Origin of the sequence: Caulobacter sp. Root1455, assembly GCF_001426905.1 — a bacterium.
Taxonomy (GTDB): domain Bacteria; phylum Pseudomonadota; class Alphaproteobacteria; order Caulobacterales; family Caulobacteraceae; genus Caulobacter.
This window is the reverse complement of record NZ_LMFQ01000012.1, coordinates 126,579-152,878: the sequence shown is the minus strand read 5'-3', so window position 1 is coordinate 152,878 and position 26,300 is coordinate 126,579. Positions and strand designations below refer to the sequence as shown.

The following is a 26,300-nucleotide window of genomic DNA, read 5'->3' as shown; positions in this document are numbered from 1 at the left end:
CCGATACGGCTTAGCCTGACAGAACGCGTCAGGGGTTAAAGAAGCCGAACGTCCTCAGGCGGGCTATAGCAGATTTCGCGCGGCGCACAGCGTTCGCTCGCGGTCAAATCGTGGTTCGCGCACGAAAAAGGCGCCGCCCCCGAAGGGACGGCGCCGGTCGTTCAGGCCGGAAGGCGGTTAGCGGCGCTGGCCGTAGTAGCCGTCGCCATACTGGCCGCCGTTGGAGCGGTAGCTGGTGTTGTAGCGGTCGCTGCGTTGGTCTCGGCCGTAGCGGCTGTCGTAGCCCGTGCGGCCGTAGGCGTTGCTGTACGACTGGCCATGGCTGTTGTTGTAGCCATAGCCGTTGCCGCCGTAGCCGCTGTTGTAGCTCGAACCGTAGCCGTGGCGGGTGTCGCGATAGCCGCTGGAATAGCGGTGATCGTGGTTGTTGCCGCCCGTCGAGGCGCCGAGGGCGGCCCCGGCGACGGCGCCGATGGCGATGCCGCCCTTGTCGCCGTCCGACAGCGCCGCGCCGGCGACGGCGCCGATCAGGGCGCCGATGACGGCGCGTTCGGTCTTGTTGCTCTTGTCGCCGGCGAAGGCGGCCGAGGCGGGCAGGACCAGGGCGCCGGTGACGGCCGCGGCGGCGGCGATCTTCGTGAACTTACCAAAGGTCTTCATGGCGTTGCTCCTTGCGAGCGTCAGGCCGGAAGAAGTCCGGTGCGGCGCTGTTGGAGCCTTTGTCGCATTCCGGCTTTGAACCCGATCTGAACGCTGATGTTCAGATTACAGTCATGTTTGCGGAACGGGTTTGGGACATGCCCACCGGCATGTCCCCGTCAGTGCACGCCGCTCTCGTCCGGTCGATGCAGATGCACCGACCACAGCACCCCGGCCAGCATCAGGACGATCGCCGTCGCCTCCAGCGGTAGGGGCCAGCGGGCTTCGTGCAGGAAGCCGTAGATCAGGGCGAACAGGGTCTCGAAGACGATCAGCTGGCCCGACAGGCTGAGCGGCAGCAGGCGGCTGGCGGCGTTCCACAGGCCGTTGCCGATCACCGAGGCGCCCAGGGCCACGGCCAGGCTGACGCTCCAGAACAACACCCAGGCGTTCGGGACGTGCGGCGCGCCGCCGAAGAAGAAGGCCGGAACGATCAGCAGCAGGGACAGCAGGCCGGTGACCACCCCGGTCAGCAGCGACCATTCGTGACTGTTGAAGCGCGGCGTGGCGGCCAGGCGGCGGGCGTTCCAGACGGCGTAGGCGGTCCACATCACCAGCGCCCCGACCGCCGCCAGCAGGCCCAGCACCAGCCGCCCGACGCCCACGCCGCTGGCGGTCTGGAAGGCGGCGATGTTGATGCAGACCACGCCCGCCCCGACCATCAGCAGCGGCGCGGCCAGCCGGCGCAAGGCGACGCCTTCGCCCGGCCCCTTTTTGCTTTGTTGGGCGCCCACCAGGGTGATCGTGACCGGCAGCAGGCCGATGATCAGCGAGGCCGGGGCGACGCCGGCGATCTGCACCGACACCGCCAGGCAGACGTAATAGACGATGTTGCCCAGCAGGCTCAGGCCCGCCAGGTCGCGCCAGTCGGCCAGGGTCAGCCGCCCCAGCACCTTGCGCGCGCTCGGCGCCAGCAGCACCGCCGAGGCCAGGCCGTAGCAGAGATAGCGCCCGGCGGTCATCTGCAGCGGAGTGAAGGCGTGGAGCAGCTTGGGCGCCAGGAACACCCCGCCCCAGAACGCTCCCGCGACGAGGCCGCAGAGAAGTCCGATCGCGAGGCGCTGCTGTTGGCTCATGCCTGGGAGGTAGCGCTCCGGAAGGCTCGGCGAAAGGTCCCGGAGCCTTGGCGGGGATCCGGAGGCCTATCGACATTCAAGTTCGGTGAGTGGTCCTCGTCCTTCGACAGGCTCAGGATGAGAACCATTGTGCGGGACGCAGCGGTAGAAAACCTCATCCTGAGCCTGTCGAAGGACGAGGTTTTCGCTTCCGAAGCCGAAGGTCGGTTCGCCCTACGCCGGGACCAGCGCCTCATCGTACGACACTGCCTGAGCCGCCAGGGCGCGATGGAAGGCCGGCCGGGCCTCGCAGCGGCGGACATAGGCGTCCAGCACCGGCATCGAGGTCACCAGGTCGGTGGTGCGCGGGATGCGCAGCACGGTGGTCATCATCAGGTCGGCGGCCGTGAAGCGGTCGTCCTCCAGATATTCGCGGCCGTCCAGCCAGGCGGCCAGGCCCTCCAGGCGCTTGGCCGCGAAGGCCAGGGCGCCGGGGCGGCGTTCCTTGGCCCAGGCCTCGTCGGCGAAGAACAGGTCGATGTGGAGCAGGTTCTCCAGGGCCGGCTCGACCGAGTTGAGGGCCGCGAACAGCCAGGTGTTCATCCGCAGTCGTCCCTGAGGATCCACGGGCGCCAGGGCCAGGGAACGGTCGGCGATGTGCTGCACGATCGCGCCGGTCTCGAACATCACGAAGTCGCCGTCCTGGAAGATCGGCACCTGGCCGAACGGCTGCAGGGCGCGATAGGCGGCGGTGTCCTTGTCGGTCAGCTGCAGCAGCCGCGCGGTGTAGGGAATGCCCGCCTCTTCCAGCGCCCACCGCACGCGCAGATCGCGCACCAGACCTCGGGCGAAGGGCGGAACCCAGGCGAAAGCACTGACCGTGATCATCTTCATGCTCCTCGTGACGAGGCCCCCGCGGGGCCTTCGAGGAGAAGTCGCGCCAGGCGGCGCGATTTCGACAGGGAGCGTGGAAAATTCCGGAGGTCAGCCGTGGCCCGGCAGCGCCAGCGGCTCGCTGATCGCCTCGACCAGTTGCTTGGCCTGCTCGACCGCGCCGTCGATGTCGCGCTCGATGAACGCGACCTCGGCGTCCGTCAGCGGATGCGGGGCGGCGATGACCTCGCGCAGATAGGCGCGCTTCTCGGGTTCGGTCATGGTCCACCAGCCGACGGTGTGGCCTTCCTCGATCACCGCGTCGCCCATGGCCAGCAGGTCGTCCTCGTCGAAGATCGGCCGGCCGGGCTGCTCGGGGAACCACTGGCCGTCGTCGGGCAGGAACTGGTCCAACTGCTTGAGCAGGGCGGCCAGCCAGGGGCTGACCAGCAGGGGCTTTTCGTAGCCGTCGCCGAACTTGGCGCGCAGCAGCAGGTCGTACAGCAGATCCAGCCCGGCATCGCCCTCGAAGGTGACGGACTTCTTCTCGGGATCGAAATGGAAGACCGACATGGAGGCTCCTGGAGGGGGGACGCTTCGACGTCATAACGTCCGAAGGCGACGTTTTGCTTACGGCGTAACGCCCCCTCCGTCACGCTGCGTATTCGCAGCGCGCCACCTCCCCCGCGTTGCGGGTGAGGAGGAACAAGGCGATCTTCTCCTCCCCCGTGCAACGGGGAGGTGGCCGCGAAGCGGACGGAGGGGGCGTTCCTCCGACAGAAAATCCTACAGCTGATCCAGCCCGTAAGCCGCGTGCAGCGCCCGCACGGCCAGTTCGGTGTAGGCCGCGTCGATCAGCACGCTGATCTTGATCTCCGAGGTCGAGATGACCTGGATGTTGATGTTCTTCTCGGCCAGGGCCTGGAACATCGACTGGGCGACGCCGGCGTGGCTGCGCATGCCCACGCCGATCACCGACACCTTGGCCACGTCCTCGTTGACGGCCACGTCCTCGAAGCCGATTTCCTTCTGGGCGGCGCGGACGATCTCGACGGCGCGGGCGGCGTCGCGCTTGCCGACCGTGAACTCCATGTTGGCGGTGTCGGCGCTGCGGGCGCGCGACTGCACGATCATGTCGACGTTCACATTGGCGTCGGCCAGGCGGCCGAAGATCTGCGACGACACGCCCGGATGGTCGGGCAGGCCCAGCAGGGTGATCTTGGCCTCGTCGCGGCTATAGGCGACGCCCGAGACGATGCGCTTTTCCATGATTTCTTCCTCGTCGCAGACGATCGTACCTTGGCCGGGAGCTTCCCCGGGTTCGACGAAACTCGACAGCACCCGCACCGGGACGCGATGGGCCATGGCCATCTCGACCGAACGGGTCTGCAGCACCTTGGCCCCCAACGAGGCCATTTCCAGCATTTCCTCGTAGCTGATCTTGGCCAGGCGCTTGGCCTTGCTCTCGATCCGAGGGTCGGTCGTGTAGACGCCGTCGACGTCGGTATAGATGTCGCAGTCGCCCTTCAGGGCCGCGGCGATGGCCACGGCGCTGGTGTCCGAGCCGCCCCGGCCCAGGGTGGTGATGCGCTGGTCGGACGTCACGCCCTGGAAACCGGCGATCACGGCGATCTGGCCGGCCGCGAGACAGGCCTCCAGATTGGCCGGCGGGATCTCCTCGATGCGGGCGCGGCCGTGGGCGTCGTCGGTCAGGATCGGCACCTGCCAGCCCAGGAACGAGCGGGCGTTGAGGCCCATGTTGCGCAGGGTCATGGCCAGCAGGCCGGCCGTGACCTGCTCGCCGGACGCCACGACGGCGTCGTACTCGTCGTCCGACTCCGGCAAGCCTTGCGCCGCGCGGCCCGAACCGTCCGTCCAGGCCACCAGTTCGTTGGTCTTGCCCGACATGGCCGAGACCACCACCGCCACCTGCTTGCCCGTGGCCACTTCAGCCGCGACCAGCCGCGCCACCCGGCGGATGCGCTCCAGGTCGGCCACCGAGGTGCCGCCGAACTTCATCACCAGACGTGACACGCCCTACCCCGTAAAAACCTAAGGTCAATTCTTGCGCCGGGAGCGGACGAACCCCGCCGCTCGCGCAAGCCGCGGTCTTCTAGCGGCGCTGGGGCGCAACGGCAATGTCGCTGAGGTGTCTTTTTCGTCGAGTGTGACGCCATGCCCTGTGCCGCCCGCCGTGTCATTGCTACATGAGAGGCATGAGCCAGTCCGCCGACGCGCCCCCCTCCGCCGGAAACGCCCCCTCCTGGAGCATCGACCCCGCCGACGTGGCGCGGTTCTCGGCCATCGCGGCGGAGTGGTGGAACCCGCACGGCAAGTTCGCGCCGCTGCACGTGTTCAACCCCTGCCGGCTGGGCTTCATTCGGGAGCAGGCCCTGGCGCGGTTCGACCGCGACGGCAATGCGCGCGCCCCGTTCGAAGGCCTGTCCCTGCTGGACATCGGCTGCGGCGGCGGACTGCTCAGCGAGCCGATGGCGCGGCTGGGCTTCACGGTGACCGCCGTCGACGCCTCGGAGAACAACATCAAGACCGCCGCCGCCCACGCCGCCGAGCAGGGACTGGAGATCGGCTATCGCCCGGCCACCGCCGAGCAGTTGCTGGCCGAGGGCGCGGGACCATTCGACGTGGTGCTGACCATGGAGGTCATCGAGCACGTCGCCGATCCGGGGGAATTTCTTCGGACTTGCTCGCGCTTGCTCGCCCCGGGCGGCCTGATGATCGTCGCCACCCTGAACCGCACCTTCAAGGCCCTGGCCCTGGCCAAGATCGGCGCCGAATACGTGCTGCGCTGGGTGCCGCCGGGCACCCACGACTGGAAGCAGTTCCTGAAACCCGACGAGCTGCGCGCCTTCCTGGCCGGCGAGCCTGTGCAGGTCCACGGGCCGTTCGGCGTGGCCTACAACCCGCTGACCGGACGCTGGAGCCGCTCGGCCGATTGCGACATCAACTACATGATGACCGTGACCAAGGACTAGGCTGGACCGGGCGCTGAGCGCCCAAACGGAACCTGTACCGCTGTCGCGCCTTCTATTGGCCAGGGACACCCTACCAAAGGATTGGCGGCTCGTTTTCGGGGGCCAGACGTCGATCCGTTCGTCGGAACGGAGAGAGCTATCATGACTTCCAAGACCACTGTGTGGCTGATGGCCTCGGCCGTCGCCCTGAGCACGGCCGCGCCTGTACTGGCCCAGTCGGCGGACGCCGCCTACCAGCAGCGCCTGCAAACCTATGGCGACCAGCGCGCCGCCTATGACGAGCGCTCGGCCGACTATCGCGCCCAGCAGAAGGCCTACCAGGCCGAACGCGCCAAGTACGAGCGGGCCCGCGCCAACTACGACCGTCGCTACGGTTCGGGCGCCTATGATCGTCGCTATCCGCAATACGCGACCCGCTTCGACAGCCCCGGCTATCAGAACAGCTCGGACTATTATCGCGAGCAGACCGCGTTCGATCGCGACCGCCAGTCCTATGAGGACGCGCGCCGCGACTACGACCGTCGCAACGGCTACGGCGCCTATGACCGCCGCCATCCCGACCAGGCGCGACGCTTCAGCGTCAACGGCGGGAACTACACCACCAGCAACAGCGATTATCTGAGCCAGCGCGCCCAGTACGACCGCGATCGCGCCGATTACGAGCGGGCCCGCGTCGACTACGACCGTCGCTATGGTTCGGGTTCGTATGACCGCCGCTATCCCGACTACGCCACCCGCTACAGCGCGCCCTCTGCCGGCGGCTACGGCGACAACGTCTCGTACAACGAGCCCTGCCGGACCGACGCCAAGAAGAACGCCGTCGCCGGCGGCGTGATCGGGGCCCTGGTCGGGGCCGTGGCCGGGTCGAACATCGCCGCCCGCAACGCCAAGCCCGAAGGCACGGTGCTGGGCGCCCTGGTCGGGGCGGGCGTCGGCGCCAGCATCGGCAACGCCTCGGCCAAGGGCCGCTGCGACGCCAGCGGCCAGTACTGGACCTATGACGACACGGTCGCCTATCGCGAAAGCGACCGCTATCGCGCCAGCTCCAACACCGCCTACGGCGACTACAGCCGCCGCTGCCGCCTGGCCCCGGCCGACGCCGACTATAACGGCCGCGTCGAGACCCGCTACGTCCGCGTCTGCCCCGACAGCGAGGGCCGCTATCGCGTCCAGGGCTAGCGCCTGAACGGGGATGAACGGAGCCGTCGGAGCCGCTTCATCCCCCATTCAGGTCGGAAAGGCGACACTCGTCGAACCCAATCTTCGCCTGGGCGTTCATTGCGCTCAGGGATCACAAACCAAAGAACGGAGCTCGCCATGCGCGCCCAACTCAAGACTCTCGCCGTCGTCGTCGCTCTCGGCTTCACGGCCTCCACCGTCGCGGTGACCGCGGCTGAAGCCCAGACCCGCCACAAGGTCTGGGTCTGCAAGAGCACCAAGAGCGCTCGCAACAAGGGCACCCTGATCGGCGGCCTGACGGGCGGCACGCTCGGCGCCGTGGTCGCCGGCAACGGCGCCAAGACCGAGGGCGCGGTGCTCGGCGGCGTGGTCGGCGCGGTCGCCGGCAACCAGATCGCCAAGAAGAATTCCAAGAAGAAAAACTGCCACTACGAGTACCGCTACTACTAAGCGACTCGGCCAGGCAGGTCGGGAAGGGGACGGGAAACCGTCCCCTTTTTCACGCCCCTTTTCGGGGGTGTAGGGGGCCTAGTTGACCTCGGTCTTCTTCGGCGCGGCCGGCGGCAGGGGCGCGATCTTGATGCCGTCCTCGACCAGGGCCTTGACCTCCTGGGGCGAGGCCTCGCCGTAGATGCCGCGCTCCTCGGACTTGCCGTCGTGGATGTCGCGCGCCTCCTTGGCGAAGCTGTCGCCGACATAGTCGAAGTTCTCCTCGACCCGGCGACGCACCTCGCCCATGGCGGTCATCATCATCTCGCGCATCTGGGCGCTGGGCTCGGGCGTGGACGCCTGGGCCTTGGTCCCGGCGATGGCGGGGGCCATGATCTGCTTGCGCACCGTCTTGGAGCCGCAAAGCGGGCAGTCGAGCAGCCCGCGCGCGGCCTGGTCGTCATAGTCTGACGACGAGCCGAACCAGCCTTCGAAGGCGTGGTCGTGGTCGCAGCTGAGCGCGTACTTGATCATCTTGGATATATGGGGTCAGGGACCCGTGAAAGCACGGGCGTTCTTCAGGGCCGGGATCGCCGCGCGGGCCTTGTCGACGGCCGCCAGGTCGAGGTCGGCGATCAACACGCCCGGCTCGTCGTGGTCAAGTTTCCCAATCACCTCGCCCCACGGCCCGACCACGATCGAGCGGCCCCAGGTGCCGCGGCCGTCCTCGTGGAAGCCGCCCTGGGCCGCCGCGATCACGAACGAGCCGGTCTCGATGGCCCGGGCCCGCAGCAGGATGTCCCAGTGCGCCTCGCCGGTGGGCCGGGTGAAGGCGGCGGGCACGGTCAGGATCTTGGCCCCGCCCAGCGCCAGGGCCCGATGCAGGGCCGGGAAGCGCATGTCGTAGCAGATGGTCAGGCCGAAGGTTCCCAGCGGCGTCTCGACCACGGCGGCGCGCTCGCCCGGCTCGTAGGTCGCCGATTCCCGCGCCGTCTCGCCGGTCGGCAGGTCGACGTCGAACATGTGCAGCTTGTCGTAGGTGGCGACGATCGCGCCCGTCGGGTCGATCACCGCCTGGCGGTTCGCCGCCTTGCCGTCCTCGCGCTTGACCAGGGCCGAACCCACGTCGATCCAGACGCCGAGCTCGCGGGCCAGGTCGCGCAGGCCGCGCACCACGAAGTCGTCCTCCAGCGACACCAGGGTCGGCAGCAGCTTGGCCCGGTCCTTCTGCAGGATGTTGACGCCCTCGGGCGTCAGGATGAACTGAGCGCCCCGCGCGGCGGCCTCGCGCACCAGCGGCGCGACGTGCTCCAGCGCGGCCGCGTGCGTCGCGGGGGTGCGGGTCTGGATCAGGCCGACTCGAAGAGGCGCGTACGGGCTCATGCCGCTAGGAGAGCATCCAGCTTGCCCTCGCGTTCCAGCGCGAACATGTCGTCGCAGCCGCCGATGTGCTGCTCGCCGACGAAGATCTGCGGGAAGGTGGTGCGGCCCGAACGGTCCATCATCTCCTTGCGCAGCGCCGGGTCCATGCCCGCCTCGATCTCGGTGAAGTCGGCGCCCTTGTCGTTGAGCAGCTTCAGGGCGCGGGCGCAGTAGCCGCAGAACGGACGGGTGTAGATAGTGACCTTGGCCATGGGGAATCCGTAACAGAAGTCGTTTCCGGTCCTCATATAGGACGCGCTTGCATTTCTGTAACGCGCGCAACGACGGCGAGTGACACCTGCGCGGCGCCGGCGGCCAGCAAGGCCCGGGCGCAGCCCTCGGCGGTGGCCCCGGTGGTCAGCACGTCGTCGATCAGCAGCACCTTGCGGCCGATCACCCGACGGCGGCGGGCCTCTGGCACGATGAAGGCCGCCGCGACGTTGCGGCGGCGGCCGTCGGCCGACTTGCCGCCCTGGCTGTCGGTGTCGCGCCGACGGACCAGCGCGTCGGCCAGGTAGGTCCGCCCCGCCGCGGCGCACAGCGGCCGGGCGATCTCGGCGGCCTGGTTGTAGCGCCGTCGCAGCAGGCGCGAGCGGTGCATCGGCACGGGAACCACGGCCTCGGCCTCTTCCAGCAGGTCGGCGGCGCTCCGCGACAGCCAGCGGGCGAACAGGCCCGACAGGTCGGTGCGGTCGGCATGCTTGAGCTTGAGGATCAGGTCGCGCGAGTGCTCATCGTACAGGCAGGCGGCCCGCGCTCGTGCAAAGGCACGGGGTCTTGCTTGGCATAAGGCGCAGCGGAGTTCGCCGATGTCATAGGCGAACGGCGCGCCGCAGCCGTCGCAGACCGGACCGTCCAGGAAGGTGATCCGGTTCCAGGCGTCGGCCGACAGGCCCGAGGTCAGGGCCGCCCCGCCGTCGAAGGCGCGCGGCGGCAGGATCAGGTCCAGCAGTCCCTGAGCGAACGCCGTGACGCGAGCGGGCGGTTTCCCAAAAGGTTTCCCCAAAGCTTTCCAGGCGGCGCGAGAAGTCCCATCTTGCGCGGACATGACCACCGCTCCCCTGCTCTTCGACCGCGCCCTGCTGCGCGCCCGCCTGAACCGCGCCGCCCCCGGCTTCGACGCCGCCGCCTTCCTGAAGGCGCGCGCCGCCGAGGACGCGGTGATCCGCCTGGAGGCGATCCTGCGGGAGTTTCCGATCGCGGTCGATCTCGGAAGCCGAAACGGCGCTTTCTCCAAGGCGCTGGAGGGCAGCGACGCGCGCGCCAAGATCGGCGTGCTGATCGAGACCGACCTGTCGACGAGGATGCTGGGCGATCGTCAAGGGGTGCGGATCGTCGCCGACGAGGAGCGCCTGCCGTTCGGCGACGAGACGATCGACCTCCTGGTCTCGACCCTGGCCCTGCACTGGACCAACGACCTGGTCGGGGCCCTGATCCAGATTCGCCGCGCCCTGAAGCCCGACGGCCTGTTCGTCGGAGCCCTGTTCGGCGGGGCCACCCTGACCGAGCTGCGCCAGGTTCTGCTGGCCGCCGAGGACGAGGTCACCGGCGGGGCCTTCCCGCGCGTCTCGCCGTTCGCCGACACGGTCGACGCCGCCGGCCTGCTGCAGCGCGCCGGCTTCGCCCTGCCCGTGGCCGACAAGGACCGGGTCAAGGTGCGCTACGCCCACCCGATCGCTCTGCTCAAGGATCTGCGGGCCATGGGCGAGACCAGCGTGCTGATCGACCGTTCGAGGAAGCCCTTGGGCCGCAAGGTTCTGCTGCGGGCGATGGAGCTCTACCAGGAGCGCTTCGCCGAGCCCGACGGCCGCGTGCCGGCCACGTTCGAGATCATCACCGTCACCGGCTGGGCGCCGCACGAACGCCAGCAGAAGCCCCTGCGCCCGGGCTCGGCCAAGATGCGGCTGGCCGACGCCCTGGGCACGATCGAGCAATCGGCGGGCGACAAGGCCGGCGGCTAGGCCGGGCCACGCGCCTCAGTTGGCGCTGTTGGAGGCTTCCAGGGTCGAGGCGATCTTGCCGAACGAGATCGCCATATTGCCCTGCAGCGCGGTCAGGATGCCGACCAGGGCCAGGCTGATCATGGCGACCAGGATGCCGACCTCGACCGCCGTCACGCCGCGCTGATCATGCCAGAAACGGCTCAGAGCAGATCGCGCAGCCAGGCGATCAACGGCAGGTCGGCCGGCGGCATCGGATAGTCCGCCAACTGGTCCGGCTTCACCCATTTCAGCGCCTCGTGCTCCTTGGCGGTCACCAGTCCTTCCCAGCGCCGCAGCAGGTACAGTGGCATGAGTAGGTGAAAGGACTCGTAACTGTGCGAGGCAAAAACGAACGGGGCCAGGCAGGCCTGGGCGACCTTGATGTCCAGCTCCTCGTGGAGCTCGCGGATCAGGCACTGTTCGGGCGTCTCGCCGGGCTCGACCTTGCCGCCGGGAAACTCCCACAGCCCGGCCAGTTGCTTGCCCTGGGGGCGCTGGCAGATCAGCACGCGGCCGTCGACATCGATCAGGGCGGCGGCGGCGACGAGGACGGTGGGCTTGGTCATGGAGGCGTTAGTCGGATGCGGCGGGCGAGTTTGCAACGGCTTTGGTTGTTACCCTTCCCCTTTTTCAGCCGTCATCCCGGGCCTCGTGCCCGGGACCCCTGGTTCAGCTGAACTATGAGGCGCAAGCGGTTCGCCAGCGAACCGCCCCCACTGCACCTGCGGCCGACAGAGGGGTCCCGGGCACCAGGCCCGGGATGACGGTGTCGAGGGAAAGCGTCAGAGAGCGCTCACCCTACGCTCGCCTGATACGCCCGCTCCACATAGCCGAACCCGTCGAAATCGGCCGGCAGGGCCGCGCCCGACAGGTCCTGGCAGGCCATGCCGACGAAGGCGCCGGTGAAGTTGGGCGCGCCGGGGGCCGTGGCCTCGTCCGACAGGATCGAAGCGTCGAACACCTGCGGCAGCCAGGTCCAGGCCTGTCCGTCCACGCTGAAGGCGAAGCGCAGGCGCTCGAAATCGACCTCGACCCGCAGGTGGACCAGGCCCGTATCGGGCAGCGGGATCGGCGCGGTGAAGGCGTCGGCCTGGGCGCTGTCGGGCAGGGCCGACATCACCTGGATGTGCCGCCCGTTCTCCTCGTCGCGCGAAACGAACAGATAGTGGAACTTGCTGGCGCCGTAGTAGCAGACCAGCCCCGCCGCCTGCTGGAAGTGCTGGGGCGTGAAATCCAGAACCGTGCGGGCGCTGTAGCACATGGCCTGCTGACGGCGGGCGACCAGGGCCTGGCGGTGCTGGCTGCCGATCGTCTCGCGGCCGTGCAGGCGCAGCCAGCCGGGGCGCGCGGTCAGGCTGAACAGCTCCTCGGGGAACGGCGAGCGCAGCCACTGGAAGTCGATCGGCAGGTCGGGGCCGTCGAAATCGGTCCAGTCCGGCGTCGGGGGGAACGGGGCGGGCGGCAGGCCGGGCGACGGCGGGCTCAGCTCCGGTTCGCCGGACCCGTCGCGGGTGCGCAGCCAGCCGTCGTCGCCCCAGATCATGGGCTGGATCGCCGTCTCGCGGCCCAGCACGCAGCGCCCGCGATTGGGCAGGGGGCGACCGCAGAGATAGGCCATCCAGGTCGTTCCGTCGGGCGTCTCGACCAAGTCGGCGTGGCCGGCCCGCTGCAGCGCCGCGTGCGGCCGGTCGCGGGCGGTCAGGACCGGGCCGTCGGGGTGAAGCTCGTACGGGCCTTCAAGGGTCCGCGAGCGGGCCATGGTCGCCGCGTGGCCAAAGCCCGTGCCGCCCTCGGCGGTGATCAGGTGGTACCAGCCGTCCCGCTTGTAGAGATGCGGCGCCTCGGTCAGGCCCAGGGGCGTGCCGGGGAAGATGTTTTCGCGTTCACCCACCAGCGCCTGGGCGGCGGGGTCGTATTCCTGGGCCACGATGCCGGCGAAGCGGTTGCGGCCCGGCCGGTGGTCCCACAGCTGGTTCAGCAGCCACTTCTTGCCGTCGTCGTCATGGAACAGCGAGGGGTCGAAGCCGCTGCTGTTGAGGTAGACCGGGTCCGACCACGGCCCCTCGATGTCGTCGGCGGTGACCAGATAGTTGTGGAAGTCGCGCAGGGACGCGCCCGACGCCCCGCCCGTCGTGGTGCGGCCGTAGCGCTTCACGTCGGTGTAGATCAGCCAGAACTTGCCCTCGGCATGGGTCAGGCACGGAGCCCAGACCCCGCAGCTGTCGGGCGCGCCCAGCATGTTCAGCTGGCTGGGCCGGGTCAGGGGCCGGGTCAGCAGCCGCCAGTTCACCAGGTCGCGCGAATGGTGGATCTGCACGCCCGGAAACCACTCGAAGGTCGAGACGGCGACGTAATAGTCCTCGCCGACGCGGATGATCGACGGGTCGGGATTGAAGCCCCGCAGGATCGGGTTCTGGATCGTGTCTTGCGGCATGGAGACTCTACAGGGCGGGAACGGTGACGGGCTTGGCGGCCGGCGGAATAGCGGGGTCGCGGACCAGGGTCCACAGCAGGACGGCCCCGGCCAGGTCCAGCACGCCCAGGGCGACGAAGAACGGATCGTAGCCGACCGTGGCGACAAATCCGCCGATCAGCAGCGAGAAGATCAGCACCCCGAGATTGCCGAAGAACCCGCCCATCCCGGCCACGGTCGCCACCTCGTTGCGACGGAAAAGGTCCGACGACATGGTGATCACCGTCACCGACAGAGTCTGGTGCGCGAAGCCGCCCACGCACAGCAGGGCGATGGCCAGGTAGGGGCTCTCGACCCGGCCGACGAACATCATGCCGGTCATCAGCACCGCCCCCAGCGTGAAGGCCCAGCGACGGGCGTCGATCAGGCTGACGCCGCGCTTCTGCAGGAACAGCACCACGGCCGGGCCGAACAGGCAGCCGATGTCGGCGGCCACGAACGGCAGCCAGGCGAACATGGCGATCTGCTTCAGATCGAAATGGCGGACCGTGGTCAGGTACAGCGGCACCCAGAACGACAGCGTGCCCCAGGTGGGATCGGCCAGGAACCTGGGCAGGGCGATGCCCCAGAAGTTTCGCCGCCCCAGCAGGCTGAGCATCGAGGGCCGCGCACCGGCGTCCTCCAGGTGGGTCTCCTGGCCCGAGACGATCAGGTCGCGCTCGCTGTCGGACAAGGCCTTGTGCTTGTCGGGCGACTGGTAGGCGAACAGCCAGAGCACCACCCACACCAAACCCAAGCCGCCGGCCACCATGAAGGCAGCCCGCCAGTTCCAGAGCAGGATCGACCAGGCCACCAGCGGCGGCGCGAGGACGGCCCCCATGGAGGCGCCGATGTTGAAGAACCCGCCGGCGAAGCCGCGCTCCTTGGCGGGGAACCAGGTCGACACCGCCTTCATCCCGGCCGGCTGGGCGCAGCCCTCGGCCGCGCCCAAGGCCCCGCGCAGCCCCAGCAAGACCTGCCAGTTTCCAGCAAACCCGTGGGCCATGGTGATCAGCGACCAGGCGGTGGCGAACAGGGCGAAGCCCAGCTTCAGCCCGATCGAGTCCAGCACGTAGCCGCATAGGGGCTGCAACATGACTCCCAGCTGGAAGGCGCCGGTGATCCAGGAATATTCCTTGGGGCCGATATGCAGGTCGGCCAGCACGGTCGGGGCCGCGACGCCCAGGGTGCTGCGGGTCAGGTAGTTGAGAATCGCGCCCAACATCACCAGGCCGATGATCCACCAGCGCAGGGCCCGGATCTTGCCGTTCATGCGTCTCTCCCCGCTCCGTCTTTGTGGCTCGGTTGGGGGGCCGATGACGGTAGCGGTAACACGCATAGACCGCCCCGCCGCGCGTCGCAAACGTCCAAGGGTCGTAGTCCATCGTGGATCGATCCGCCACGCGGCGGCGTTTGTTTGCGGCAAGCCCGAGGAGAGCCTGATGAGCGTCGAAGACCGCCTGGTGAAGAGCGCCACCCTGATCGGCGTGAAGATCAACGACGCCGGCGGCCACAAGCTGGGTTCGATCCGCGAGGTGTTCATCGACCGCGACGCCGGCATCGCCCGCTACGTGGCCGTCGAGCCCGCGGGCCTGTTCGCGGCCGGCGGCAAGTTCCGCCCCCTGCCCTGGCGTCTGCTGACCTGGGACGACAAGGACGAGGTCTATGTCGCCGACCTGACCAAGGACCGCTTCAAGGAAGCCCCGGCCTACGACCGCGACCAGTTGGGCAGCAGCACCTATGCCTGGGCAGCCCAGGTGGAGAAGTTCTTCGAGGCGCCGCCGCCCGTTTAGCGGTAGCGATTGAACGAATAGCGGCGGACCAGACGGGCGGCCTTGAGGAGGTCGTCGGCGGTCAGGTCTTCATCACCCCGACCCGCCGCCGCGGCTCCGCAAGCGGCGTACAGAGCACCCAGCACCTCGCTCGACAGGTCCGTGTCAGGGCGGGGATTCGGATCCACGGGATCCGGCGCCATGAAATCAAGGAGCACGCTCAAGACGGACTTGTTCTGGCTGATCTTCAACAGGTCGTAGAACCACTCGGCGATCTTGAAGCTTTGTCCGGTCTCCACCGCCGCCATCAGGGCGATCAGGGGATATTCCGGCGCCCTCTCGCCGCTGTCGCCGAGCACCGCGTCGCGATCCTCCTGACCGCGCCGGGCTCGGGCGATCCGGTAGACGTTCACCAACCGCTTGACCCCGCGCGGCGCCGTGGCCGCCAGGGCGGCGATCTGGGGCGAGCTCAGGAAGGTGATCTCGGCCTCGGTCAGTTGCAGCTTACGCCGCGCCTCGACCAGTTTGGCGCCGCCCTCGCCGCCTAGAATACCCGAGGGATCGCCTTCCTCGCCCATCGCGCCCTTTTGCGGCTTGGCGTCGGCGCCGCCCTGGCCGCCCGCCGCGCCGCCGACAGTGGGGATCTTGCCCCCCTGACGTTGCTCAGCCAGTTCGCGGGACCGCTCGGCCGCGGCCTGCTTGTCCCGCGCCGTCTCGACGGACTCGCCGGCCAGCATCTCGATGAAGGGTCGGAAGGTGCCCTCGTCGCCGCTGCTGAGCGGCCGCAGCCAGAACGGGATCTGGAAGATCTTTTCCAGGTAGTGCATGGCGCGCTCGTTGCGCTGCTGCTCGCTGGCCGCATCGGCCTGGGCGTCGCCCGTCTCGAACTGCTGGGCCAGCGCCGCCTGCACCCATTTGACGTCGACGCCCACCACCACCACGAACAGGTCGAAGGCCAGCAGCAGGTGGATGGCCTGCAGCACCTCGTAGACCTTGTCCTCGTGGCAGCGATCCAGGTCGTCGATGTAGATGATGATCCGCTCGGGGGTCTCCTTGTCCGGATGATCGGGCAGGTCTTCGCCCGGGCGTTCGACCTGGGCCTTCCGGGCCGCTTCACGCTCGTCGCGGACCTGGCGGGCGATGGTGTCCACGGCCTGGAACAGCCGCCGGGTGCGACCGATCAGGCCGATGTCCTTCTCCAGGGCCTTGGTGTCGGGATCGTCCTCCAGGACATAACGCAGCAGTCTCGGCGGATTGGCCTTGCCCGTCGGGTCGACATAGCGGGCCAGGGCCTTGGCCGAGGCAAGTTCGGCCTCCTCCAGCGCCTTGGCCTCGGCCAGGGCGCTCTGCAGCTTGGCTTCCTGTGTCAGCAGCAGGCCAACCGCGTCCTGGTCGGCCTTGTCGACCTCGGCGGCGATGGCCGCGCCGCGCTCGGCCACGCCGTTGACCAGCCTGAGCACCGGGGCGACGGCCCGCGCCAGGGCGCCCGTCGCGGCCAGCAGCCCCGCCAGGGCCGTCCATTTCTCCGGGGCGCTCACCGCCTTCCAGGGACCGAACAGGATCGCCCAGCCCGCCGCCACGCAGGCGAGCAGCACCAGCGCCAGGCCGCCCGCGATCGCCGCGCGCAGCGGCGTCCTGAACAGCACCCGCCGCACCGCCTTCAACTTGCCGAAGGTCGAGGCCAGGTCCTTGACCACGCCGACGACGATCTCCGCCCCCTGCCCGGCCTTGTCGGGGGCCTTGTCGTCCTTCGGATCCGTCGCGACGTCTGGGAGGCTCGTGGCGCGCTCGCGCGTCAGGCCCAGGGTCGTCATCAGGCCCTTCTGGTCGGCCAGGACCTGGGACAGCACGTCCAGGGTCGCCTGGCCCAGCGCCTTGCCCGACGCCTTGCGCGCGCCTTCCGCCGCCGAGTCGCGAGCCTGCTGGGCCTCCAGCACCGCCTTGCCGTTCTTGGCCATGGCCTTGCGGTTGGCCGACAGGGTGTCGGACAGGGCGTGGACGTGCTGGTTGACCCGCTGGACCAGCTGGGCGTGCCGCGCCTGCCCCGAGCGGTCGTAGCCGCCGGCCCGCAGTTGGTCGAAGAACTCGGCGGTCAGGCTGGCCCACAGGTTGGCGTCGGCGAAGTGCCAGGCGTTGAAGCGGATCTGGACGATCGGATGCACGAACCGGGCGGCGTTGGCCTCCTCGACCAGGGGCAGGGCCTGGCCGGCCTCGCGCCCCGGCATTTCGCGCACCGCCTGTTCCAGCTTGGCCATGAAGGTCGACTTGCCCGAGCCCCAGTCGCCGAAGATCGCCACGGCCAGCGGCGTGACGCGGTCCAGGCAGACCAGCTGCGCCAGGGCCTCGACGTCGCGCTCGGTGTCCAGCACGTCGTTGTCGTCGGCGGTGGGGGTGTCGCCGTTGAACGGCGAGACGGCGTCGTCGGGCGGCGGGGGCGGCGGCGCGGGCTCCGGGGGCGAAACCGCCTGGGCGGCTTGCCCCACGCCTTGGGCTGTGGCTTTCCCCGCGGCCTTCCCCGCAGCTTGGGCGGCGGGCGGAGGCGGCGGCTTCAAGCGCAACGTCTGGAACCAGGCATCCTGCGTCTCGCCTCGCTGCGGCGAACGCATGATGTGCTCGACGAGATCGCGCTTGAGGTCGTCGATATCCTCGTTCGTCAGCGACACCTTGAAGACCCGCTGGGTCATGTCGGTGATCGCCCCGCGCTCGATCATCGCGGCGAACAGGTGCCGCGCGTCGAAGGCCCCGCGCGTGACCGTGCTCAGGGCGTAGCTTCTGGCCAGTTCCTGCAGGTCGCCGACCGAGATCGACGGCACGGCCATGAAGCCCGAGCTCAGCAGGCGCCCCGCCAGGGCCAGGTCGGTGCTCTGGCCCACGGCCGAGACGATCGCCGCCTCGCCGACCTTTTCGGCCAGCCAGTCCTGAAACCACCGCGCGGTGTTGCCGACGTTTCCCTTCTGGGGATGCAGGCCCGCGGCCAGGAAGCCCAGATAGAGGGCGCGCATGTCGAAGACGATCTCGCGCTTGGCTTCGTCGAGCACGACGTGCCGGCACCCCGACGCCACCACGTCGTCCAGCGTCGCCGACTTGCTGGCCAGCTTCAGCCGGTCGGAGATCGCGCCCGCCAGTTCGCGGACGACCTCGCCGTCGTCGCTGTCCGCAGCTGTCTGGCTTGGTTCCATGTTCCTGGCCCCTCGAAACTCGATCATGGGTTGCCGAACGGCGTGATGCAACACGGCGCGAAATGTCGCAAGGCCTTGCGATTCAAGGCCTGCCCTTGACTTCGCACCTGCAATAAACGACATAGCCCGTACGCCATCTGGCGTTATCGGCGCTCCAGCTGCGTGAAGGACCGTTTTCGGTTCAGCCTGTCGAGCGCCCTAAAGCTTCTCATCAGACCGCCCGTGTCACGCGGGGCGCTCCCCACCGACCCGCCGCCAGGCGAGCCGTGCGAGGATCGCATGCGCCGTCTCGTGGCTGCACGAAAGCATTCGACTTGACTCAATTTACCGATCTCGGCCTCGCCAAACCGCTTCTCAAGGCGCTGACCGACAAGGGCTACACCACCCCCACCCCGATCCAGGCGCAAGCCATCCCGACCGTGCTGTCGGGCCGCGACCTGCTGGGCATCGCCCAGACCGGCACCGGCAAGACCGCCGCCTTCGCCCTGCCGATCCTGCACCGCCTGGCCGAGGACAAGAAGCCGGCCCCGCGCCGCGGCTTCCGCTGCCTGGTCCTGTCCCCGACCCGCGAACTGGCGACTCAGATCGCCGAAAGCTTCCGTGACTACGGCAAACACATGGGCCTGACCGTCGCCACCATCTTCGGCGGCGTGAAGTACGGCCCGCAGATGAAGGCCCTGGCGGCCGGCGTCGACGTGGTCGTGGCCACTCCGGGCCGCCTGATGGACCACCTGGGCGAAAAGTCCGCCCACCTGAACGGCGTCGAGATCTTCGTGCTCGACGAAGCCGACCAGATGCTCGACCTGGGCTTCGTGGTGCCGATCCGCAAGATCGCCAGCCAGCTGCCCAAGGAACGCCAGAACCTGTTCTTCTCGGCCACCATGCCCAGCGAGATCGGCAAGCTGGCCGGCGAGCTGCTGAAGAACCCGGCCCAGGTGGCGATCACCCCCTCGGCCACCACGGTCGAGCGCATCGACCAGTCGCTGATCTACATCGAAGCCCAGCGCAAGCGTCCGCTGCTGGCCGAACTGCTGGCCGACAAGGCCGTCGAGCGCTCGATCGTCTTCACCCGCACCAAGCGCGGCGCCGACCGGGTGGCCAAGTATCTGGTCGCCAGCGGCATCGAAGCCGCGGCCATCCACGGCGACAAGACCCAGGGCCAGCGCGAGCGCGCCCTGGCGGCGTTCAAGGCCGGTCAGGTCAAGGCGCTGATCGCCACCGACATCGCCGCGCGCGGCATCGACGTCAACGACGTCAGCCACGTGTTCAACTACGAGCTGCCCAACGTGCCGGAGTCCTATGTCCACCGGATCGGGCGGACCGCGCGCAAGGGCAAGGAAGGCGTCGCCATCAGCTTCTGCGCCGATGACGAGCGTCCGCTGCTGAAGGACATCCAGAAGGCCACGCGTCAGGTCATCCCGACCTTCGACCGTCGCAACGACAAGAACCTGGCGGCCGCCGCGGCCGTGGCCGACAAGCTGGCGCCGCCGGAGAAGTACGTCGATCCGCGCCGCGCCGACCCGCGCAACAACGTCCCGTCGGAGCTGCGCCGCCAGCGCAACCGTCCGGCCAAGGGCGGCGGCAATGGCCAGGCTCACGGCAAGCCCGGCGGCCAGCCGAACCGCGGCCGCAACGGCGGCGGCCAGGGTAACGGCCAGGCGCAAGCCCAGGGCCAAGCCCGCTCGGGCGGCGGCGACTTCCGCGGCCCCAAGCGCGCGGCCGCCCCGTCGGAACGCTGGAACCCGATCGACTAAGGTTCGGCGGTCCTAATCGCACTGAGCAAAGCGCCCACTCCGGTTATCCGGGGTGGGCGTTTTTCGTTTAGGTTCTTCCCTCCCCCTCGTGGGGAGGGTGGCCCTGGCAGCGCCAGGGTCGGGTGGGGGGCTGCTGAGTCCGCAGACCGCCCCCGTCCAACACCCTGCACCGCTCCCCACCCGACCCGCTACGCGGGCCACCCTCCCCGCAAGGGGGAGGGAAGGCCAGAGGTGGAAAAGCAAGACGCCCGCCCCGGTTTCCCGGGGCGGGCGCTTCATTTCGTCAAGCGCTCAGGCCTTAAACCAGCGCGCCGTGGCAGTGCTTGAACTTCTTGCCCGACCCGCAGGGGCAGGCGCCGTTGCGGGCGGTGTATTCCCAGCCTTCCGGCAGCACCGAGACCGGCAGGGCCTCGCGCTGCTGCGGCGACAGCCCCTCGGGCAGGGCGCCGGCCGTGGCGACGTTCTCGCCGCTCAGCGGGTCCAGGTGCACCTCGGTCAGGCCCTCGGGCGAATGCAGCGGTTCGGGCTCGGCATAGGCGATCTCGACCGTCATCAGCCAGCGGGTGGTGTTGGTGCGCAGATCGCCCAGCAGCTTCTCGAACAGCGAGAAGGCCTCGGTCTTGTACTCGTTCAGCGGGTCGCGCTGGCCGTAGCCGCGCAGGCCGATGACGTTGCGCAGGTGGTCCAGGTGCATCAGGTGCTCGCGCCACTGCAGATCGATCATCTGCAGCAGGAAGTTCTTCTCCACCGAGCGCATCTGCTCGGGGGTGATGATCACCTCGCGTTCGGCGGCGTAGGCGTCGGCGGCCTTGGTGATGCGCTCGCGCATCTCCTCGTCGCCGATGCCTTCCTCGGCGGCCCATTCCTTCAGCGGCAGGGTCAGGCCCAGGATCGCCTGGACGCGCTCGTCCAGCCCTTCGATGTCCCACTGCTCGGCATAGGCCTTGGGCGGCATGTAGCGGGCGACGAAGTCGTCGACCACGTCATGGCGCATCTCGGTGATGATGTCCGAGAGGTCGGTCGCCTCCATGAACTCCTGGCGCTGCTCGAACACGGCCTTGCGCTGGTCGTTGACGACATCGTCGTACTTCAGGAGGTTCTTACGGATCTCGTAGTTGCGCTGCTCGACGCGCTTCTGGGCGGTGGCGATGGCGTTGTTCAGCCACTTGTGGGTGATCGCCTCGCCTTCCTGGACGCCGAAGGTGCGCATGATCGCGTCCAGGCGCTCGCCGGCGAAGATGCGCAGCAGGTCGTCCTCGCACGACAGGAAGAACTTCGAACGGCCCGGGTCGCCCTGACGGCCGGTGCGGCCGCGCAGCTGGTTGTCGATGCGGCGGCTTTCGTGGCGCTCGGTGCCCAGCACGAACAGACCGCCGGCGGCCAGGGCCTGGGCCTTGGCGGCGCCGATCTCGACTTCCAGCTCGGCCCGCTGGGCCAGCTCGTCCTCGTGGGTCGGGGTGATGCCCAGGCCCTTCTGCTGCTGGCGCCAGTTGGCCAGCCGCATGTCCATGTTGCCGCCCAACTGGATGTCGGTGCCGCGGCCGGCCATGTTGGTGGCGATGGTCACCGCGCCGGGCACGCCCGCGTCGGCGACGATGCCGGCTTCCTGCTCGTGGAAGCGGGCGTTCAGCACCTGGTGCGGAATGCCCTTGCCAGTCTTGTAGACGATGTCGAAGGCGTCATCGCCGATCTTGGCCAGTTCCTTGTCGTCCTTGCCGGCGTGCTCGGCCTTCGGGGTCCGCGACATCTCGACCTTGTAGGGATAGGTCGACAGCAGCTTGGACAGCTCTTCCGACTTCTCGATCGACACGGTGCCGACCAGGATCGGCTGGCCGCGGGCGTGGCAGTCGGCGATCTGCCGGAGGATCGAGTCGTTCTTCTCGCGCTCGGTGCGATAGACCTCGTCGTCGTCGTCGATGCGCAGGACCGGGCGGTTGGTCGGGATCTCGCTGACGCCCATCTTGTAGATGTCGTCGAACTCCTGGGCCTCGGTCGCGGCCGTGCCGGTCATGCCGGCCAGCTTCTTGTAGAGACGGAAGTAGTTCTGGATGGTCACCGAGGCCAGGGTCTGGTTCTCGGGCTGGATGTTGGCGCCTTCCTTGGCCTCGATGGCCTGGTGCAGGCCTTCCGAGAGGCGGCGGCCGGTCATCATGCGGCCGGTGAACTCGTCGATCAGGATCACCTCGCCGTCCTTGACGATGTAGTCCTTGTCGAACGTGTACAGCACGTTGGCGCGCAGGGCCTGGTTGACGTGGTGCACGACCGAGATGTTGGCGGCGTCGTAGAGGCCGGCGGTGTCCTCGGCCAGGTGGCCGCCTTCCATCAGGATCTCTTCGATGCGCTCCTGGCCTTCCTCGGTGAGGATGACCTGCTTCTGCTTCTCGTCGTGATCGTAGTTGGTCTTGTCCTTGATGAGCTCCTTCACCAGGACGTCGATGGTCTTGTAGAACTCGCTGCGGTCCTCGGTCGGGCCCGAGATGATCAGCGGCGTGCGGGCCTCGTCGATCAGGATCGAGTCCACTTCGTCGACGATCACGTAGTGGTGGCCGCGCTGGACCATTTCCTCGACGCTGTAGACGAGGTTGTCGCGCAGGTAGTCGAAGCCGAATTCGTTGTTGGTGCCGTAGGTGATGTCGCTGCGATAGGCGCGCTGACGCTCACCTTGGCTGAGGCCGTTGACGATCACGCCGTACGACAGGCCCAGGAAGTTGTGGATCTGGCCCATCCACTCGGCGTCGCGCTTGGCCAGGTAGTCGTTCACGGTGATGACGTGGACGCCCTTGCCCTCCAGCGCGTTGAGGTAGGTGGGCAGGGTAGCGACCAGGGTCTTGCCCTCGCCGGTGCGCATTTCCGAGATGCCGCCGCCGTGCAGCACCATGCCGCCGACCATCTGGACGTCGAAGTGGCGCATGCCCAGCACGCGCTTGGAGGCCTCGCGCACGGTGGCGAAGGCTTCGACCAGCAGATCCTCAAGGGTCTCGCCCTTTTCCAGGCGGGCCTTGAACTCGGCGGTCTTGGCCTTGAGGGCCTCGTCCGACAGCGCGGCGTAGTCCGGCTCCAGGGCGTTGATCTTCGCCACCTTGGCGGACATCGCCTTGACTTTGCGTTCGTTGGAAGAGCCGAAGAACTTTTTGGCGAAGCCGAGCATGAAGTGAGGGTTCCGGAGCGGTGTCTGTGAGGCCGGCGCTAGGGCTTGAGGGCCTTCACTACGGTAAACTGGAGGCGTCGAGGCTAGCGGGATTTCCACTTCTTGTACGCGCGCGGAGACTTAAGCACCGGCCTAGCGGGTGTCAACGCGAGGCGGGGGCGTGTGGTGACGGTTTGCGCCGGGTTTAACCGCTTCGCGCGTTTTCCGATCCATATCGCGAAGCTGTTTCCTCTTGGCGATAAACCGCGCTAGAGCGCTGAAGGAGAGTCAGCCGGAGATCGGCCCCAGATGAATATTGTCCAGTCTCGCTTTTCCCAGTCCCGTTTTTCCCAGGCCCGTTTTTCCAAGCCTCGCGTGTCGGCCATCGTCGCCGTCGCCGTCCTCAGCCTGTTGATCGCCGCCTGCGGCCGAAACAAGGCCGACGAGCGCCCGCCCGAGCCCGGCGACACCGCGGTCGCCCGGGTCGACGGCCACACGGTCTGGGCCTCCGACGTCAAGCGCGAGGCCGTGGCCCAGGGGCTGATCAGCGAGGGCGAACCGCTGGACATCGGTTCCGACCTGTTCCGCCAGCGCCTGGACGAGGTGGTCGACCAGAAGCTGCTGGCCGCCGAGGCGCTGAAGCAGAAGCTGGACAAGGATCCGGTGGCCCAGCGCCGCCTGGCCGCCGCGCGCGAGCGCATCCTGGGCGACATGCTGGTCGAGAGCGTCGTCGAGAAGGCCGTCAACGAGAACGCCATCCGCGGCCTCTACGCCGAGCAGCAGAAGCTGTCCAAGCGCAGCGAAGAGATCCGCGCCCGCCAGATCCTGGTCGCCAGCCAGGCCGACGCCGAGGCGGTCAAGAAGCTGCTGACCGCCGGCGCCTCGTTCGACGCCCTGGCCATGGAGCGCTCGACCGACCCGGCCACCCGCTTCAACGGCGGCGACCTGGGCTATTTCACCGTCGACGTCATGCCGCCGGCCTACGCCGTGGCCCTTCAGGGCGCCGAGAAGGGCGCCCTGGTCGGCCCGTTCCAGACCGAGGGCGGCTGGGCCGTGCTGCGCGTCGAGGACAAGCGCCTGGAAGAACCGATCACCCTGGAAGCCGCCCGGCCGCAGATCGTGCGCTTCCTGACCTATGACCAGGTCCGCGACCTGCTGGAAAAGCTGCGCGGCGGCGCCAAGGTCGAGATGCTGACCGGCAAGCCGCAGGACGTCCCCGGCGCCCCGCAGGAGCCGGCCTCGGCCCCGCCGGGCTCGGCCGACCAAGCCCCCTCCTCCGATCTCGACGACGCCCCGCCGGCGTCCGCCCCCGCTCAAGTTCCGGCCAAGAAATGACCAAGTCCCCCAAGCCCGCCGCCGCAGCGAAGAAGGCCAAGGCGGCTCCGAAGGCCGCCGCCGCGCCCTCGCCCACCCCGGCCGAGATCGTCGGCCAGGTCGGCGCCAGCGTCGGCCACACCCTGGAGCGGGCGCTGGACCCGCTGACCGCCGCCCTCAAGCGCGCCGGCCTGCGCCGCGCCCAGAAGGACGCCGACCAAGGCGTTCCGGAAGCGATCCAGGCCGCCAAGCCCGCCGCCGCCCCCGCCGGAACGCCGGGCAAGCCGGGCTTGGCCGTCTCGCCCCTGGCCGTGCCGTTCCCGACCATCCCGCCGATCGCCGGGGTCGAGATCGCCACCGGCCGCGCCGGCTTCTACAAGCACGCCCGCGAGGACATGCTGCTGATGCGCTTCGCCGAGGGCACCAGCTGCGCCGGGGTGTTCACCCGTCACGGCGTCGGCTCGGCTCCGGTCGACTGGTGCAAGCGCCAGCTGGCCGCCAGCAAGGGCGAGGACGTCCGCGCCCTGGTGGTCAACGCCGGCTGCGCTAACAGCTTCACGGGCAAGCCCGGCGCCGACGCGGTGCGCCGGGTGGCCACGGCCGTGGGCAAGCGCTTCGACTGCCGCCAGCGCGACGTGATGATGGCCTCTACCGGGGTGATCGGCGTCATCCTCGACGACAGCAAGATCATCTCGAACCTGCGCGAGGTGGAGACCCGCCTGACCGAGGACGCCTGGGCCGGCGCCGCGGCGGCGATCATGACCACCGACACCTTCCCGAAGGGCGCCTACGCCACCGCCCTGATCGACGGGCGCGAGGTGCGGATCGCCGGCATCACCAAGGGCTCGGGCATGATCGCGCCCGACATGGCCACCATGCTGGCCTTCGTGGCCACCGACGCGGCCATCGCCCCGGCCGCCCTGCAGACCCTGGTCAGCCTCTACACCCGCACCACGTTCAACTGCGTGACCGTGGACGGCGATCGCTCGACCAACGACACCCTGCTGCTGTTCGCCACCGGCAAGTCCGGCGCGCCCAAGATCCACCGCGCCGGCGACCGCCGCCTGGCCGACTTCCGCGAGAAGCTGGAGGCCGTGCTGCTGGACCTGGCCCTGCAACTGGTCCGCGACGGCGAGGGCGCCAGCAAGTTCGTCAAGATCACCGTCAACGGCGCCGAAAGCCCGCTGTCGGCCCGCAAGATCGCCCGCACCATCGCCGAGAGCCCGCTGGTCAAGACCGCCTTCGCCGGCGAGGACGCCAACTGGGGCCGCATCGTCATGGCCGTGGGCCGCGCCGACGAGCCGGTCAACCGCGAGAAGATCAGCGTCAGGTTCGGCGACCTCTACGCCGCCCGCGACGGCCTGGTCTCGGCCGAATACGACGAGGCGGCGATGAGCAAGTACGTCAAGAAGCAGGAGTTCGAGGTCTCGGTGGACGTCGGCGTCGGCAAGGGTTCGGCCACGGTCTGGACCTGCGACCTGACCAAGCAGTACGTGGCGATCAACGGGGACTATCGGAGCTAGGGCTCCGCCCCTGATCCCCCATAAAGAACCGCTCATACCGGCGAACGCCGGGATGAGCGGATTTAAGAAGGGCAGGCCCATGGCCGAAGACACCCCCATCAGCCTCCAAGACATCGCCGAGGCCTGCCTCGAGGCCGGCTACCTGGTCGCCGAGATCGACCGCGGCCTGGAGGTCTCCGGATCCGAGGACGGCGGGGCCTTCTACCTGTTCCCCGAGGGCGACTGGCTGCAGGTGCGCTGCCAGGTGTTCGACCAGGCCGATCTCGACCAGGCCCGCAGCCTGGACGCCCTGTTCGAGACCATCGCCCGCGCCCAGTTCCGGCTGATCGGCTGCCGGTTCGGCTTCGACGTGCTGACCGGCCTGTGGCTGGTCGCCGACCTCTATCCGGGCTTCGAGCCCGAACGCCTGCCCGCCGTGCTGGAACAGCTGGCCTTCGTCTGGAGCTCGCTGGGCGAGGTGCTGGACGCCGCCTTGAAGGGAACCGTCGTCGACGAGGTCACCCTGGACGCGGCCTTCGAGCTGGAGCCCGACGGGCGGCCGAACTGA

Annotated in this window: 24 protein-coding genes; 9 read left to right on the top strand and 15 right to left on the bottom strand. The window is 68.7% G+C overall.

Going from position 1 to position 26,300, the window contains the following annotated elements; translation table 11 throughout:
• Nucleotides 1–177: 177 nt before the first annotated feature.
• The 5 genes from ASD21_RS08150 to ASD21_RS08130 form a co-directional block, all read right to left on the bottom strand.
• Nucleotides 178–660 (bottom strand): glycine zipper 2TM domain-containing protein, encoded by a 483-nt coding sequence (locus ASD21_RS08150; protein WP_056439313.1) that lies wholly within the window; start codon nucleotides 658–660, stop codon nucleotides 178–180.
• Between the two features lie 158 nt (nucleotides 661–818).
• On the bottom strand, nucleotides 819–1,775 hold the full coding sequence (locus ASD21_RS08145) for a DMT family transporter (RefSeq protein ID WP_056439310.1): 957 nt from the start codon (nucleotides 1,773–1,775) through the stop codon (nucleotides 819–821).
• Nucleotides 1,776–1,988: 213 nt separating this feature from the next.
• A complete protein-coding gene (locus tag ASD21_RS08140) occupies nucleotides 1,989–2,642 on the bottom strand; it encodes a glutathione S-transferase family protein (RefSeq protein WP_056439737.1) in 654 nt (217 codons plus the stop codon).
• 96 nt (nucleotides 2,643–2,738) lie between these two features.
• On the bottom strand, nucleotides 2,739–3,200 hold the full coding sequence (locus ASD21_RS08135; protein ID WP_056439305.1) for a hypothetical protein: 462 nt from the start codon (nucleotides 3,198–3,200) through the stop codon (nucleotides 2,739–2,741).
• Between the two features lie 213 nt (nucleotides 3,201–3,413).
• Nucleotides 3,414–4,661 (bottom strand): aspartate kinase, encoded by a 1,248-nt coding sequence (locus ASD21_RS08130; protein WP_056439302.1) that lies wholly within the window; start codon nucleotides 4,659–4,661, stop codon nucleotides 3,414–3,416.
• Between the two features lie 182 nt (nucleotides 4,662–4,843).
• Here ASD21_RS08130 and ubiG point away from each other — a divergent pair, with 182 nt between their 5' ends.
• The 3 genes from ubiG (at nucleotide 4,844) to ASD21_RS08115 (ending at nucleotide 7,249) form a co-directional block, all read left to right on the top strand.
• A complete protein-coding gene (gene ubiG, locus ASD21_RS08125) occupies nucleotides 4,844–5,620 on the top strand; it encodes a bifunctional 2-polyprenyl-6-hydroxyphenol methylase/3-demethylubiquinol 3-O-methyltransferase UbiG (RefSeq protein ID WP_056439299.1) in 777 nt (258 codons plus the stop codon).
• A gap of 141 nt (nucleotides 5,621–5,761) precedes the next feature.
• Nucleotides 5,762–6,799, top strand: coding sequence for a glycine zipper 2TM domain-containing protein (locus ASD21_RS08120; RefSeq protein WP_056439296.1), 1,038 nt, complete (start codon nucleotides 5,762–5,764; stop codon nucleotides 6,797–6,799).
• 138 nt (nucleotides 6,800–6,937) lie between these two features.
• Complete coding sequence (locus ASD21_RS08115) at nucleotides 6,938–7,249, top strand: glycine zipper 2TM domain-containing protein (RefSeq protein WP_056439293.1); 312 nt, start codon at nucleotides 6,938–6,940, stop codon at nucleotides 7,247–7,249.
• 78 nt (nucleotides 7,250–7,327) lie between these two features.
• Here ASD21_RS08115 and ASD21_RS08110 read toward each other — a convergent pair whose 3' ends face one another.
• From ASD21_RS08110 to ASD21_RS08095, 4 genes are read right to left on the bottom strand one after another with little or no spacing between them, the layout of a single operon-like run.
• Nucleotides 7,328–7,762: a DUF1178 family protein gene (locus ASD21_RS08110; protein WP_056439290.1), complete on the bottom strand. Its 435-nt coding sequence runs from the start codon at nucleotides 7,760–7,762 to the stop codon at nucleotides 7,328–7,330.
• A gap of 15 nt (nucleotides 7,763–7,777) precedes the next feature.
• A complete protein-coding gene (locus ASD21_RS08105) occupies nucleotides 7,778–8,611 on the bottom strand; it encodes a carbon-nitrogen hydrolase family protein (protein WP_056439287.1) in 834 nt (277 codons plus the stop codon).
• Nucleotides 8,608–8,862, bottom strand: coding sequence for a glutaredoxin 3 (grxC, locus tag ASD21_RS08100; RefSeq protein WP_056439284.1), 255 nt, complete (start codon nucleotides 8,860–8,862; stop codon nucleotides 8,608–8,610). The genes ASD21_RS08105 and grxC overlap by 4 nt, the downstream gene beginning before the upstream one ends.
• A 32-nt stretch (nucleotides 8,863–8,894) precedes the next feature.
• The gene (locus ASD21_RS08095; RefSeq protein ID WP_082554677.1) at nucleotides 8,895–9,698 is read right to left on the bottom strand and encodes a ComF family protein; all 804 of its coding nucleotides are present in this window, start codon (nucleotides 9,696–9,698) and stop codon (nucleotides 8,895–8,897) included.
• Here ASD21_RS08095 and ASD21_RS08090 point away from each other — a divergent pair.
• A complete protein-coding gene (locus ASD21_RS08090) occupies nucleotides 9,697–10,611 on the top strand; it encodes a methyltransferase domain-containing protein (protein ID WP_056439282.1) in 915 nt (304 codons plus the stop codon). The genes ASD21_RS08095 and ASD21_RS08090 overlap by 2 nt on opposite strands.
• Nucleotides 10,612–10,626: 15 nt before the next feature.
• On the opposite strand, the gene ASD21_RS08085 is transcribed toward ASD21_RS08090, so the two are convergent.
• The 4 genes from ASD21_RS08085 to ASD21_RS08070 all read right to left on the bottom strand — a co-directional run bounded on the left by ASD21_RS08085 (nucleotide 10,627) and on the right by ASD21_RS08070 (nucleotide 14,357).
• Nucleotides 10,627–10,797 (bottom strand): Flp family type IVb pilin, encoded by a 171-nt coding sequence (locus ASD21_RS08085; protein WP_268761010.1) that lies wholly within the window; start codon nucleotides 10,795–10,797, stop codon nucleotides 10,627–10,629.
• A complete protein-coding gene (mutT, locus tag ASD21_RS08080) occupies nucleotides 10,794–11,198 on the bottom strand; it encodes an 8-oxo-dGTP diphosphatase MutT (RefSeq protein WP_056439276.1) in 405 nt (134 codons plus the stop codon). Before mutT ends, ASD21_RS08085 begins: the two co-directional genes overlap by 4 nt.
• A gap of 227 nt (nucleotides 11,199–11,425) precedes the next feature.
• Nucleotides 11,426–13,066, bottom strand: a complete 1,641-nt coding sequence (locus ASD21_RS08075) for a glycoside hydrolase family 43 protein (RefSeq protein ID WP_056439273.1) — start codon at nucleotides 13,064–13,066, stop codon at nucleotides 11,426–11,428.
• A 7-nt stretch (nucleotides 13,067–13,073) separates the two neighbouring features.
• Complete coding sequence (locus ASD21_RS08070; RefSeq protein WP_056439270.1) at nucleotides 13,074–14,357, bottom strand: MFS transporter; 1,284 nt, start codon at nucleotides 14,355–14,357, stop codon at nucleotides 13,074–13,076.
• A 169-nt stretch (nucleotides 14,358–14,526) separates the two neighbouring features.
• Between ASD21_RS08070 and ASD21_RS24265 the strand changes: the two genes are divergently transcribed.
• Nucleotides 14,527–14,877: a PRC-barrel domain-containing protein gene (locus ASD21_RS24265; RefSeq protein WP_056439267.1), complete on the top strand. Its 351-nt coding sequence runs from the start codon at nucleotides 14,527–14,529 to the stop codon at nucleotides 14,875–14,877.
• On the opposite strand, the gene ASD21_RS08060 is transcribed toward ASD21_RS24265, so the two are convergent.
• Entirely contained in the window at nucleotides 14,874–18,035 is a 3,162-nt protein-coding gene (locus tag ASD21_RS08060) for a P-loop NTPase fold protein (protein ID WP_056439264.1), read from the bottom strand. The genes ASD21_RS24265 and ASD21_RS08060 overlap by 4 nt on opposite strands.
• A gap of 314 nt (nucleotides 18,036–18,349) precedes the next feature.
• Here ASD21_RS08060 and ASD21_RS08055 point away from each other — a divergent pair, with 314 nt between their 5' ends.
• Nucleotides 18,350–19,789, top strand: coding sequence for a DEAD/DEAH box helicase (locus tag ASD21_RS08055; protein ID WP_056439261.1), 1,440 nt, complete (start codon nucleotides 18,350–18,352; stop codon nucleotides 19,787–19,789).
• 298 nt (nucleotides 19,790–20,087) lie between these two features.
• Here ASD21_RS08055 and secA read toward each other — a convergent pair whose 3' ends face one another.
• On the bottom strand, nucleotides 20,088–22,937 hold the full coding sequence (secA, locus tag ASD21_RS08050; RefSeq protein WP_056439258.1) for a preprotein translocase subunit SecA: 2,850 nt from the start codon (nucleotides 22,935–22,937) through the stop codon (nucleotides 20,088–20,090).
• Nucleotides 22,938–23,225: 288 nt separating this feature from the next.
• On the opposite strand from secA, the gene ASD21_RS08045 reads away from it, so the two are divergent.
• The 3 genes from ASD21_RS08045 (at nucleotide 23,226) to ASD21_RS08035 (ending at nucleotide 26,300) form a co-directional block, all read left to right on the top strand.
• Nucleotides 23,226–24,251, top strand: coding sequence for a peptidylprolyl isomerase (locus tag ASD21_RS08045; RefSeq protein ID WP_082554674.1), 1,026 nt, complete (start codon nucleotides 23,226–23,228; stop codon nucleotides 24,249–24,251).
• Nucleotides 24,248–25,753, top strand: coding sequence for a bifunctional glutamate N-acetyltransferase/amino-acid acetyltransferase ArgJ (gene argJ / locus ASD21_RS08040; RefSeq protein ID WP_056439255.1), 1,506 nt, complete (start codon nucleotides 24,248–24,250; stop codon nucleotides 25,751–25,753). Before ASD21_RS08045 ends, argJ begins: the two co-directional genes overlap by 4 nt.
• A gap of 79 nt (nucleotides 25,754–25,832) precedes the next feature.
• Nucleotides 25,833–26,300: a hypothetical protein gene (locus tag ASD21_RS08035; protein WP_056439251.1), complete on the top strand. Its 468-nt coding sequence runs from the start codon at nucleotides 25,833–25,835 to the stop codon at nucleotides 26,298–26,300.